The organism is Nocardioides ginsengisoli (assembly GCF_039537225.1).
Taxonomy (GTDB): Bacteria; Actinomycetota; Actinomycetes; order Propionibacteriales; family Nocardioidaceae; genus Nocardioides; species Nocardioides ginsengisoli.
This window is the reverse complement of the sequence record NZ_BAABAC010000012.1, coordinates 1-12,678: the sequence shown is the minus strand read 5'-3', so window position 1 is coordinate 12,678 and position 12,678 is coordinate 1. Positions and strand designations below refer to the sequence as shown.

Genomic DNA, 12,678 nt, shown 5'->3' with positions numbered 1-12,678 from the left:
ACCACCGGCCTGTACGGCGGCCGCGCGTCCGCCGCGCCGCTCCTCGTGCGCGCCGACCGGCCCGCGCTCACCCTCGGCGTCCAGTCGGGCGACGTACGGCCGGGACAGGCGCTGCTCTGGGCCCGCGCCGACCGCCCGTCCCGCCTGGTCGCGGAGATCAGCCGCGACCCGTCCTTCCGCACGGTGCGCACGGTCCGCGGCCCGGTCGTCACCCCGGAGACCGACCTCACGGGCACCATCGCGCTCGACGGCCTGCCGGCCAGCACCGACCTGCACTACCGGATCAGCGCCGTCGACCTGCACGACCACCGCGCCACCAGCGCCCCGACGCTCGGCCGGCTGCGGACCGCCCCGCGCCGCGGCGACGACGTCAGCTTCCTGTGGTCGGGCGACATCGCCGGGCAGGGCTGGGGCGTCAACCCGGAGTACGGCGGCTTCCGCATCGCCGACGCGATGCGCGCCCGCAACGCCGACTTCTTCCTGTGCAGCGGCGACAACGTGTACGCCGACGGCCCGGTGCAGGCGTCCGTCGCGCTGCCCGGCGGCGGCACCTGGCACAACCTGGTGACCCCCGAGAAGACGAAGGTCGCGGAGACGCTCGACGAGTACCGCGGCCAGTACCGCTACAACCTGATGGCCGACAACTGGCGCGCCTTCCTCGGCGAGACCGCGCAGGTCACCCAGTGGGACGACCACGAGGTGCGCAACAACTGGTACCCCGGGCAGATCCTCGACGACGCCCGCTACACCGAGAAGCGGATCGACGTCCTCGCCGCGCGCGCACGGCAGGCCTTCCACGACTACGTGCCGGTCGCGGAGATCTCCCCCGACCCGGACGGCCGCGTCTACCGGGTCATCCACTACGGCGAGCACCTCGACCTGTTCGTGCTCGACATGCGCACCCACAAGGACCCGAACACCGCGAACCGCGAGACCACCGGCGACGGCGGGGTGCTCGGCGAGCGGCAGACCGCGTGGCTGATCCGCGAGCTGCAGCGCTCCCGGGCGACCTGGAAGGTGATCGCCAACGACCTGCCGCTCGGGCTCGTCGTACCGGACGGAGCGAGCGCGCAGGAGGGACTCGCCCAGGGCGACGCCGGCCGGCCGCTGGGCCGCGAGATCGACATCGCGCGGGTGCTGACCGCACTGCAGCGGGCGGGGATCCGCAACCACGTGTGGCTGACCGCCGACGTCCACTACACGGCGGCGCACCACTACTCCCCCGACCGGGCCGCCTACCAGCGGTTCGACCCGTTCTGGGAGTTCGTGTCCGGCCCCCTCAACGCCGGCGCCTTCGGGCCGAACGCCCTGGACGGCACGTTCGGCCCGGTCGCCGACTTCGTCGCCGCGCCGCCGGCGCCCAACGCCTCCCCGGCGCAGGGCTTCCAGTTCTTCGGCGAGGTCGAGGTCGACGGCCGCAGCGGCCGGCTCACCGTGACGCTGCGGGACGTCGTCGGCGCCGCGATCTACACCAGGACGCTCGACCCCGCCGCGCGCTGAGCCTGCTCCACGCCGGCCACCCAGGTGCTCAGCACCCGGGTGGTCAGCAGCGCCTCCGGCTCGCCGGCGAACGGGTCGGCCGCGAGGACGACGAGGTCGGCGACCCGGCCGGGCGCGATGGTGCCGACCCGGCCCTCGAGCCGCGAGGCGTACGCCGCGTCGCGGGTCGCGTGGGACAGCGCCTCGGCGAGCGGCACGGCGAGGTGCGGCGTGTTCGCCGGCAGGCCCTCGACCAGCGCGGACCGGCGGGTCGTGGCGACGTACATGTTCGGGAGGGGCGGGTGCGGAGCGGTCGGCGCGTCGGTGCCGAACGCGAGGACGCCGCCGGCGTCGGTGATCTCGCGCCACGGGTAGCCGCGCTCGACCCGCTCGTCGCCGAGCATCGCGCGCCAGTTGTCCTGGATCGCGGGGTCGGCGTGGACGGGCTGCATCGACGCGACGACGCCGAGCCGGGCCAGCCGCGCGATGCTCTCGACGGACACGACCTCGAGGTGCTCCATCCGGTGCCGCCGGTCGCGGGGACCGTTGACCCGGATCGATTCCTCCAGCGCGTCCAGCGCGATGGCCGACGCCTCGTCGCCGATGGCGTGGATGGCGATCTGCAGGCCGGCCGCGTCGGCGGCGACCACGACCGGGGTGAGCGCGGCACGGTCCCAGATGGGGGCGGCGTTGCTGCCGTCGGCGTACGGCCGGGCCATCGAGGCCGTGCAGCTGTCGATCACGCCGTCGGCCATGATCTTGATGCCGGCGATGCACAGCCGGTCGCCGTCCAGGCGGCGGGCGTGGGCGATCGCCTCCTCGACCTGGGCGAGGTTCTCCGCCTCGGTCGCGGCGGGCTTGACCAGCCAGTGGCCGACGATCCGCATCGGGAGCGTGTCGGCGGCCAGCGCCCGCTCGAAGGTCGCCAGGTCGTGCGCCTCGACGCCCATGTCGACGACCGTGGTGACGCCGTCGGCGAGATAGCGGCCGCATCCGGTCTGCAGCCACGCGTCGCGGTCGGCGTCGGTGACCTGGCCGGCGAGGAAGGACCGCATCAGGCCCAGCGCGGCCATCTCGCTGAGCAGGCCGGTGGCCTCGCCGTCGGCGTCCCGCTCGATGGCGCCGCCGATCGGGTCGGGGGTGTCGGCGTCGATGCCGAGCTCGCGGAGCGCGGCGGTGTTGACCCACGCGGAGTGCAGGTCGTTGGCGGACAGGTAGACCGGGACGTCGGGCGCGACCGCGTCGAGCAGGCTCCGGTGGGGCGCGTGGTCGCCGAGCTGCGGGTGGAGCCAGCCGCCGCCGACGACGCGGACCGGGGCGGTGGCGGCGGCCGCGGCGACCCGCGCCTGGATCTCGGCGAGGTCGGCGGCGGCGNCCGCCGCGCCCATCTCGATCAGGTGGGTGTGGGCGTCGACGAACCCCGGGAGCACGACGGCGCCGTCGAGCTCGACGATCTCGGCGTGCGGCGGGGCCTCCTGGTCGACGGCGGCGATGCGGCCGTCGGCGATCGTCAGGGCGACGGCCCAGGGGCGCGCGGGGTCGGCGGTGAAGATACGGCCGCCGCGCAGGTGCACGGTCGCGGGAGTCTCGGTCACGCGGAGGTCGTTTCCGTAGAACAGGCGGGTCAGTCCGGCGTACAGGGCGGCGGCGCCCAGCATGCCGACGGGCAGGGAGAGGTCGAGGCCGTCGAGGGCCTTCGCCACCGGGCCGGTGAAAGCCTCGGTGCTGGCGCAGAGCAGGGCCAGGCCGAAGGACACCAGGCAGGCGATGGCGCCCGCGAGGTTGACGCCGCCCGTGTACCAGTACGGCGAGGCGGGGGTGTCGTCGCTGAGCTCGGCGCCGTCGTACCGGTTGCGGCGCATCAGGATGTCGGTCACGTAGATCGCCATGATCGGCCCGACGAGGGTCACCAGCAGCACCAGCGCGCTGCTGACGGTGCTGAGGAAGTCGAAGACGAGCAGCGCGTAGAGGGTCATCGCGACGCCGATCGCGCCGTTCACGACCACGCTCGCGATCCGGCTGAGCGGCACGCCGACGGCCTGCAGCGCGAGCCCGGAGCTGTAGGTCGTGAGCGCGTTGTTGGCGAGCGTCCCCACGATGATCGCGACCATGAACAGGGTGTTGAACCAGCCCGGCACGATGCTCTGCAGCCCGGCCTGCGGGTCGGACATGTCGACGACGGTCGCGGCGAGCGCGCCAACGGTGAGGAAGACGACGCTCGGGACGGCGTTGCCGAGTGCGGTCCAGCCGGCGACGGCGACCGGGCTGGTCTCGCGCGGCAGGTAGCGGGCGAAGTCGGAGCTGATCGTGTACGACAGCGGCGTCGACGCGATGAGCGTCACCGCGGCGATCCAGGTGACCCAGAGGTCGCCGCCGCCGAGGTGCAGGGCCGGGACGTAGGAGAAGTCGGCCTTCGCGACGACGAAGCCGGACAGCACGAGGAAGACCACCGCGAGCGCGGCCGAGAGCGGGCCGTAGAGCCGCATGATCACGCCCTGGCCGTAGACCGACACGAGCATCGTGGCCGAGGCGAGCGCGACGACGATCACGACCTTGACCGGCGTGGAGACCGGGATCCCGACCCGGTCGGCGAGCGAGAACCCGATCACCGACGCGGCCACCCAGTTGAGCGCGATGTAGCAGATCGAGACGAACCAGCCGTTGACCGCGATCGCGACCCGGTTGCCGCGCACGCCGTACATGGCGCGGGTGGCGACCTGGCTCGGCGTACCGGACGCGGGGCCGGTGACCGCGACGATGCCGGTCACGATCGAGAACAGCGAGCCGACCACGATCGCGGCGAACGCCTGCACCAGGCTCAGGCCCATCAGGACCAGCGCGCCGCCGACGACGAGCGCCAGGTAGTTGACGTTCGGGGCGACCCACAGCGCGAACAGGCTGCGCGCGGTGCCGTGCCGCTCGGTGTCCGGGATGACGTCGATGCCGTGCGCCTCGACGGGGCCGGGCAGGTGCGGCTCGTGCGGCTCGTGCGGCTCGTGGGCGTCGTGCGCCGCCGTGGTCTGGTCGATCGTCATGGGCCTGGTCCCTCGTCCGGATGCTGTGTCGGCCGTCACGCTAGGCAGCCAAAACGATTTGGGCCAGGTTCGGGCGCTGCGGACCCAAAACGGTTTGGCCCCGCGTAGCGTGGGCCCGTGCCCCCGCCGCCGTCCCGTCGCCCGACCATCCGTGACGTCGCCCGAAGCGCGGGCGTCTCGGTCACGACGGTCTCGCACACCTTCAGCGGCAACGGCAAGGTCGCCCCCGCCACCCAGCAGCGGGTCCGGACCGCGGCGCACGACCTCGGCTACCGCCCCGACGTCATCGCCCAGGGCCTGCGCAGCAACCGCCTCGGCGTGATCGCGCTCGTCGCCCGCCAGCTCGACGCACTGCGTCCGGAGCTGCTGTTCGACGTCGACTACTTCGCGCGCTTCGCCGGCGCCGCCGCGGTCGCCTCGCTCGCCGAGGGACTCGGCCTCATGCTCGTCTCCGACCCCACCGGCCCCCGCGCCGCCGGCGCGGCGCTCGCCAGCGACGGCTTCATCGTCACCGAGCCGGTCGTCGACGACCCGCTCGTCGAGATGCTGACGAACGCGGGGATCCCGTTCGTGACCGTCGGCGAGATCCCGGGCGTCGCGCCGGAGACGAGCGACGTCCCCCTCGTCGACATCGAGTCCGGCCGCCTCACCACCCTCGCCCTCGACCACCTGTGGGAGAGCGGCGCGCGGCGGATCGCCCTGGTCACCGGCACCGACCGCAACGAGTGGAACCTCCGCTCGGCGTCCGTCTACCAGCGCTGGGCACGCTTCCGCCGGATGCCGCCCGCACTCGTCCACGCACCCGAGGCGCTCGACGACGAGGGCGGGCGCCGGGCGGCGATCACGCTGCTCGACGGCTCGGACGCGGGCGGCGTGCCGGACGGGATCTACGCGCTGACCAGCAATCACGCGCTGGGGATCCTCGCCGAGCTCACCGTCCGCGGCCTGCGCGTGCCCGACGACGTCCGGATCGTCGCCGGTTCGGACGCCGAGAGCCTGCGCACCTCCCAGACCACCATCAGCTCCATCGACCTGCGGCCCGACGAGCTCGCCCGCCGCGCGGTCCAGGCGCTCGCGGCCCGCCTCGACGACCGCCCGCCGCCCGACCACGGCGACGCGCCGGTCGGCCGCCTGCTGGTGCGGGCGTCGTCCCGGCCCCGGAGCCCGGACCAGCGATGATGGGCCGCGTGTTTCCCACCGTCATCCCCCACGGACGCACCGCCCGCCGCCTGTCCTGGGCGCACCTCCCCCCGCTCGTGCGTCGTGCGGTCGAGGAGCGACTCGGCTCGCCGGTGGTCGAGGCGGTGTCGCAGGACAGCGGGTTCACGCCCGGGTTCGCCTCCGTCCTGACCTGCGCGGACGGCTCGCGGACGTTCGTGAAGGCGGCCTCGACCCGCGCCCAGCGCCTGTTCGCGGACGCCTACCGGGAGGAGGCGCGCAAGCTCGCCGCGCTGCCCGCCGACGTACCGGCGCCGCGGCTGCTGTGGACCGACGAGGTGGCGGACTGGCTGCTGCTCGCGACCGAGTACGTCGACGCCCGCGCCCCGCACCGCCCCTGGACCGCCGACGACCTCGGGTCCGCCTCGGCGATGGCGGTCGCGATGGCCGCGACGCTCACCCCGGCGCCCGCGATCGAGCTGGCCGGCGCGGTCGAGGAGTTCGCCTCCTGGCCGGCCCTGTGGGATCGGATCGACCACCCGCGCGCGAGCGAGATCCGGGCGCTCGCCGACCAGTACGCCGACGTCGTCGCCGGCGACACCCTCGTCCACACCGACATCCGCGACGACAACATCCTGATCGGCCCCGACGGCGGCGCCCTGCTCTGCGACTGGAACTGGCCCACCGTCGGCGCCCCCTGGCTCGACTCGCTGCTGCTGCTCATCGGCCCCCGCGGCGACGGCCTCGACGTCGACGCGCACATCGCCGCGCACCCGCTGCTCGCCGACGTGCCCCCGGAGCACATCGACGTCTTCCTCGCCCTGATCCTCGGCTACTTCGCCGCGAACGCCCTCCAGCCCGTCCCGACCACGTCCCCCTACATCCGCGAGGCCCAGGCGTGGCAGCGGGACGTCATCGACCACTGGCTCGCCGAGCGGCGAGGATGGCTGTCCTGACGCCTGCCCGACCCGGATTTGGGCGGCGGATCACAGCGCTGTTAGCCTTGCTGGTCGCGTCTCATGTTGGTTCCGCGCGCCCGCCCTCCGGCGGTCGCACGCCGACCACGCCGACGCGGTCGAGCAGTCCCGACGACCGCACGAGCGCGAGACGCACTCCGGACCAGTCCAGCATTTCCCTTCCACACAGAGGCGAGAAGAACCCGTGGCGAACATCAAGAGCCAGATCAAGCGCAACAAGCAGAACGAGAAGGCGCACGAGCGCAACAAGGCCGTCAAGACCGGCCTGAAGACCGCGATCCGCAAGTTCCGCGAGGCCGCTGCGGCCGGCGACAAGGACAACGCCGCCGTGCTGGCGCAGGACGCCACCAAGAAGCTCGACAAGGCCGCCTCCAAGGGCGTCATCCACAAGAACCAGGCCGCGAACCGCAAGTCGTCGATCGCGAAGCAGGCCGCCTCTCTCTGAGACGTATCCCTGCTGGCTCCGGTCCGGAGCCATCACGGCAAGGGAGTCCCCGTTCCGGGGGCTCCCTTCGTGATTTTTCCCGGCTCGCACGCAGGGGGTGCCGGGCCAGGCCGGCGCGAGCCCGCGCGGTCAGGCCCGATCAGGCGCGGCGCAGTGAGGTGATGGTGAGCACGAGCCGCTCGAGCGCGTACGACGCGTCGCTCGCGGCGCCCTTGATGTCGGCGTCGGCCTGGGCGACGGCGCGGATCGCGCGGGCGAGACCGGCCTCGGTCCAGCCGCGGGCCTGGTCGCGCAGGGAGCGGAGCTTCCACGGCGGGACCCCGACCTCGCGGGCCAGGTCGGCGTCGCGCATCCCGCGCGGGGCGCTGACCAGGCGGGCGAGCCCGCGGGCGCTGCCGGCGAAGGCGGAGGTGATCAGGACCGCGGCCGTCCCCGCGTCGAGCGCCCACCGGAGCTCCTCGAGCGCGACCCGGTCGCGGCCGGCGAAGGCGGCGTCGGCGACGGCGAAGGACTTGGCCTCGGCCCGGCCGCCGAAGTAGCGGCGGACCTGGGCCTCCCCGATCCGCTCGCCCGGGAAGTCGTTGGTGAGCTGGCTGGCCGCGCCGGCGAGCGAGCGCAGGTCGCGGCCGATCGCCTCGATCAGGACGTCGGCGGCCTCGCGGTCGATGGTGGCGCCGTGCCGGCGTACCTCGTTGGCGACGAAGCCCGGGAAGTCGGAGGGCTTGAGCTCCTCGGACTTGTGCTCGGTGACGGCCTTGAGCTTGCGCAGCTTGGTGAGGACGCCGCTGCCCTTCTGGCCGCCGCCGTGGACCAGCACCAGGGCGACGTCCTCGACCGGCGCCGCGGCGTAGCCGAGCAGCCCCTCGACCGACTCGTCAGGCAGGTTCTCCAGGCCGCGGACGACGACGCAGCGGACCGCCGAGAAGAGCGACGGGGCCGCCATCTCGCCCAGCGTGGCCAGGGTCAGGTCGGCCGCCGAGCTGTCGGCGAACTCCGCCTCCGCGTCGTGCGCGCGGACCGCGGCCTTGACCTCGTCGACCGTGCGCGCGCCGAGGTACTCCTCCTTGCCGGTGACCAGGGTGACCCGTCCCAGCACGTCCTCGGCCCGCATGTGCTCACCCTCCCATATGCCGGCGACAGCGCCCGCCTCACCTCCCTGTGACGACGTGGACCCGGCCGGGACCGTCGGCGACCACCGCGATGTCGCCGTCGCGGTCGGTGCGCCGGACCTCGGCCCCGTCCCGCCGCAGGTCGCGGACCACACCGGACGAGGGGTGCCCGTAGTCGTTGTCGGCGCCGACCGAGATGAGCGCCAGCTCGGGACGCAGCGAGGCGAGCCAGGCCAGGTCCTGGTGGGAGCTGCCGTGGTGCGGGACCTTGAGGACATCGACGTCGAGCCCACGGGCCAGGGACGCCACCTGCTGTTGCCCTGGCGGCTCGAGGTCGCCGGTGAGGAGGAGCCGGACGCCGGCCTCCTCGACCAGCAGCACCACGCTGGCGTCGTTGGCCGAGCTGCCGTCGCCCGCCCCGGGCACCGGCCCGGGGAGGTCGGGGTGCAGGACCTGCAGGGTCGCGGCGCCGACCCGTCGCGTCGCACCGTAGGGCGCCAGCCGGACCGGCACCCGCGCCGACGCGGCCGTCTCGCGGACCAGGTCGACTCCCCCGGGCGGATCCAGCACGGGCGTCACCTCGATCGCGTCGACCTCCCGCCCGTCGAGCGCGCCGCGCAGCCCGTCGACGTGGTCGGCGTGGAAGTGGGTCAGGACCAGGAGCGGGACCCGCCGGACACCGAGCCGGTCGAGGCAGCCGTCGACCGCGTCGGGCTCGGGACCTGTGTCGATCACGATCGCCTGGTGCGGCGCGACGTTGAGCGCCAGCGCGTCGCCCTGCCCGACGTCGCACGCCACCAGGACCCAGCCGGGCGGCGGCCACGACCCGGACCGCGACCACAGCCGCCCCGGCAGGCCGAGCAGGACCACGAGCAGCACGAGCGCCAGCCCGACGGCGACCGGCGGACGTCGGACGAGGCGCGGGAGGGCGAGCGCCGCCACCAGGCACAGCACGGCGAGCGCCCCGACCGCGAGCGGCCCACTCCCCCAGCCGATCGCCGCGCCGGGCAGTGCGGCGCCCCGGTCGGCGACCTCGAGGATGCCGGCGACCGCCCAGGCTGCCGTCGTACCGACGAGGTGGCCGGCCCACGGCCACACCAGCCCGACGACGCCCGCGAGCAGGCCGAGGACCGTCGCCGGCCCGACCAGCGGCTCCGCCAGCAGGTTGGCGACGATTGCGACCAGGCTGACCTGGCCGGACACCAGCGCGATGACCGGGGTGCAGGCGAGCTGGGCGGCCGTCGGGACGGCGATCGCCTCGGCGAGCCCGCCCGGCAGCCAGCGTCCGAGCGCGGTCGCCATCGGCGGACCGGCCAGGACTATGCCGCCCGTCGCGAGCACCGACAGCGCGAACCCCGCCGTCAACGCCAGCCCCGGCTGGACCAGGACCAGTGCCGCCACCGCCACGCCGAGCGCACGCAGGCCCCGTTGTCGGCCGTCGTGGGCGAAGGCGAACAGCCCGACGGCGCCCATCGCGGCCGCCCGCAGCACACTCGGCTCGGTCCGCGCCAACAGGATGAAGCCGGCGATGCCCAGCAGCCCGACCACGATCAGGCCGCGCGCGCCGACCTGGGCCATCCGGGCCACCAGCAGCAGCGCACCGACCACCAGGGTGAGGTTGGTGCCGCTGACGGCGGTCAGGTGGGTCAGGCCCGTGGTGCGGAAGTCCTCCTCGACGGCCGCCGGCAGAGCGGCGTCGTCACCGTCGACGAGCGCCGGGACGAGGCCCGCCTGCTCGGGCGGCCGGTCGGCGACCGCGGCGCGGATCGAGGAGCGCAGCGCGGCCGAAGCCCGCCACCAGACGTCCGGAGCGGCCAGCACCTCGGGCCGTCGTACGTCGATCAGCACCGCCGCCGTGTCGGGGTCGTCGGCCGGAACCAGCCGTCCGCGGGCGCGGACCCGGGCGCCGAGCTGGACCTTCTCCCACGACGGATCGCCCAGCAGGACGACGCTGCCGCCGAGCCGGAGCCGACGACCGCGGGCGGTCAGCCCCCTCACCCGAAGCCGTACGACGGCCTGCGGACCCGCCCTCCCCGGCACCGTGCGCGGGTCGGAGACGACCGTCGCCGTCAGCTCCGCGACGCCGCGGCGCGCGGCCAGATCGGCCAGGGGTGAGCCCCGGACCGCGTCATGGCGCAGCAGCGTGATCGTCACGGCCGCGACCGCGGCCAGCACGAGGGCGCCCAGGAGCCGCCGATGACCGTGGGTGACCGTCAGCGAGCGCGCCACGATGCCCGGCGCGAGCAGGAGCGGGTAGGCGCTCGCGCCGATCAGGGAGGCGGCGATCGCGCCGAGCCAGACGGCGCCGCCGAGGAGCGGCATCCGGAGATCGGGGACCGACCAGGCCTGCCGCGACCTAGAGTTCCGCGAGTGACCCGCTATCGCACCCCCGAGCTCGCCCGCGGGGCGCTCGGCGCCCTGGTCGGCATCGCGATCGCGGGGGCGACCGCGCGGGCCGTGCCGGGCGGGCCCGAGCTGCTGCCGTTCATCGTCGCGCCGATGGGCGCGTGCGCCGTGCTGCTGTTCGCCGTCCCCGCGAGCCCGCTCGCGCAGCCGTGGCCCGTGCTCGGCGGCAACCTGATCTCGACCGCGGTCGGGCTGACCGCGCACTGGCTGTTCGACGACGTCCTGCTCGCGGCGGCCGTCGGCGTCGGGACCGCGATCGGCGTGATGATGCTGCTCGGCTGCCTGCACCCGCCGGGTGGCGCCTGCGCCCTGCTGGCGGCGACGGCGACCCCCGCGATCCACGAGCAGGGGCCGCTCTTCGTCCTCTCGCCGGTCGCGGTCAACACCGTCGCGCTGCTGCTCGTCGCGATCGCGGTCAACAACCTGACCGGCAAGCGCTATCCGCACCAGCCGCCGCCACCGGCGCCGGCCGGGGCGGCGGCCGCGCTCGGCATCACCACGCCCGACGTCGAGGAGGCCATGACGCGGCTGGCCGACCGGCTCGACGTACTGCCCGCGGACATCGTGGCCATCGTCCGCGACGCCGAGACGCACGCCCTGGACCGGCGGCTCGGGTCGATCCCGGTCGAGCGGATCATGAACACCGACGTGGCGGTGGTGCATCCGTTCGAGTCGATCTACCGGGCGCGGACGCTCCTCGTGCAGCGGCAGGTCAAGACCCTGCCCGTCGTCGACGACGAGCGGCGCGTCGTCGGGGTGGTGTCGATCATCGACCTGTTCACCCGCGACATCGTCGAGCTGGAGACCGTCGACACGATCATGCGGACCGACGTCACCACCATCGCGGCGGCGACGCCCGTCGCCGAGCTGGTGCCGGCGATGACGAGTGAGGGCTACAAGAACGTCCCGGTCGTCGACGATGACGGGCGGCTGGTCGGGATGATCACGCGCGGCGAGCTGATCGCCGTCCTGCACCGGGCGCTGCTCGGCGCGACCTGAGCCGCCGGCGGAGTCGGGGCGCACGGGTCACACCGTGACGTAGGCGAGGAGGCGGTCGAGGGTCTTGGGGCCGATGCCGTCGACCTCGAGCAGCTCGTCGACGCTGGAGAACCCGCCGTGCTCGGTGCGCCAGGCCAAGATCGCCTGGGCCGTGACCGGACCGACCTGGGGCAGCGTCTCGAGCTGGGCCTGGTCGGCGGTGTTGAGGTTGACGAGAGCAGCGGGCGCGCCGGATGCCGCCGGCGGGGCCGCGGCGGACACCGGGCCGGGTGGGCCGCCGACGACGATCTGCTCGCCGTCGACGAGGACCCGCGCGAGGTTGAGCGAGCGGAGGCTGACGCCGCGGCGGGCGCCACCGGCGGCGGCGAGGGCGTCGGTGACCCGCGCGCCCGCAGCGAGGACCACGATGCCGGGGTGGCGGACCTTGCCGGTGACGTCGACGGTCACCGAGGCGGCAGCGCTCGGAGCCGCTGGGCCGGCGGCTGCCGGGGCTGCAGGTGGGGTGGCTGCGGAGTCGACGGTGCCGGCGGAAGCACCGGCGGTCGGGGTGGCGGAGGCGGAGGCGGCGTCGGTGGCGAGCACGAGCGGGCCGGTCGGGTCGGCGGAGACGGGCGCGAGCTGCGTCGTACGGTCGCGGACGACCCACCAGGTGGTGACCGCGAGGCCGAGCGCGACGGCGAGCGCGACGACGGTGAGATGCGCGGCGCCGAGGACCGGGACGCGGGCGAGCAGCTCGGCACGCCACGTAGCGACGCGGCGCGGGCCGATGCGGCGGGTCGCCGCGTGACGTCCGGGCTGCGGCAGGGGCGGCGCGGGGCGGGGCTGCGGGGGCCGGGGCGGCGGCGGGACGGTCGGCGAGGGCATCGGGAGGGCGACGATGCGGGTGTGGTCGGCCCACCACGGCTCGGCAGAACGGGGCTCGACCGCCGTCTCCGCGGCGGGCGCCGGAGGCGGATCGGGCGCGTGGGCGGGGGTGTCGGCCGGGGCGCCGAGGTGGGCGCCGATGAGCGCGAGGCGGCTCGCGGCGGCGGCGCGGCGGTCGAGATCGGGACGGGTGGCGGAGGGGCGGT

General features: G+C 74.8%; 9 protein-coding genes. 5 read left to right on the top strand and 4 right to left on the bottom strand.

The features are described 5' to 3' along the window. The coding region (locus AB4880_RS06465; RefSeq protein ID WP_367918394.1) for an alkaline phosphatase D family protein at positions 1 to 1,500 on the top strand (1,500 nt) is incomplete at its 5' end. On the opposite strand, the gene AB4880_RS06460 is transcribed toward AB4880_RS06465, so the two are convergent. After that, a complete protein-coding gene (locus AB4880_RS06460; RefSeq protein ID WP_367918393.1) occupies positions 1,467 to 4,514 on the bottom strand; it encodes an amidohydrolase family protein in 3,048 nt (1,015 codons plus the stop codon). The genes AB4880_RS06465 and AB4880_RS06460 overlap by 34 nt on opposite strands. Before the next feature lie 117 nt (positions 4,515 to 4,631). Between AB4880_RS06460 and AB4880_RS06455 the strand changes: the two genes are divergently transcribed. The 3 genes from AB4880_RS06455 to rpsT all read left to right on the top strand — a co-directional run bounded on the left by AB4880_RS06455 (position 4,632) and on the right by rpsT (position 7,094). After that, the gene (locus AB4880_RS06455) at positions 4,632 to 5,693 is read left to right on the top strand and encodes a LacI family DNA-binding transcriptional regulator (protein ID WP_367918392.1); all 1,062 of its coding nucleotides are present in this window, start codon (positions 4,632 to 4,634) and stop codon (positions 5,691 to 5,693) included. A gap of 8 nt (positions 5,694 to 5,701) precedes the next feature. Then, positions 5,702 to 6,628, top strand: a complete 927-nt coding sequence (locus AB4880_RS06450; protein ID WP_367918391.1) for a phosphotransferase family protein — start codon at positions 5,702 to 5,704, stop codon at positions 6,626 to 6,628. A gap of 205 nt (positions 6,629 to 6,833) precedes the next feature. Continuing rightward, complete coding sequence (rpsT, locus tag AB4880_RS06445; protein ID WP_367918390.1) at positions 6,834 to 7,094, top strand: 30S ribosomal protein S20; 261 nt, start codon at positions 6,834 to 6,836, stop codon at positions 7,092 to 7,094. A 139-nt stretch (positions 7,095 to 7,233) separates the two neighbouring features. Here rpsT and holA read toward each other — a convergent pair whose 3' ends face one another. Beyond that, entirely contained in the window at positions 7,234 to 8,205 is a 972-nt protein-coding gene (gene holA, locus AB4880_RS06440) for a DNA polymerase III subunit delta (RefSeq protein ID WP_367918389.1), read from the bottom strand. A 37-nt stretch (positions 8,206 to 8,242) separates the two neighbouring features. After that, positions 8,243 to 10,525: a ComEC/Rec2 family competence protein gene (locus tag AB4880_RS06435; protein WP_367918388.1), complete on the bottom strand. Its 2,283-nt coding sequence runs from the start codon at positions 10,523 to 10,525 to the stop codon at positions 8,243 to 8,245. A 48-nt stretch (positions 10,526 to 10,573) separates the two neighbouring features. Between AB4880_RS06435 and AB4880_RS06430 the strand changes: the two genes are divergently transcribed. Next, positions 10,574 to 11,608 (top strand): HPP family protein, encoded by a 1,035-nt coding sequence (locus AB4880_RS06430; RefSeq protein ID WP_367918387.1) that lies wholly within the window; start codon positions 10,574 to 10,576, stop codon positions 11,606 to 11,608. Between the two features lie 27 nt (positions 11,609 to 11,635). Here the strand turns inward: AB4880_RS06430 and AB4880_RS06425 are convergent. After that, a partial coding sequence (locus AB4880_RS06425; protein WP_367918386.1) for a ComEA family DNA-binding protein occupies positions 11,636 to 12,678 on the bottom strand: 1,043 nt, incomplete at its 5' end.

Bases quoted from the DNA above. Each gene is read 5' to 3' on its own strand.
- holA (WP_367918389.1), bottom strand. From the start codon at position 8,205: ATGCGGGCCGAGGACGTGCTGGGACGGGTCACCCTGGTCACCGGCAAG.
- AB4880_RS06435 (WP_367918388.1), bottom strand. From the start codon at position 10,525: ATGCCGCTCCTCGGCGGCGCCGTCTGGCTCGGCGCGATCGCCGCCTCC.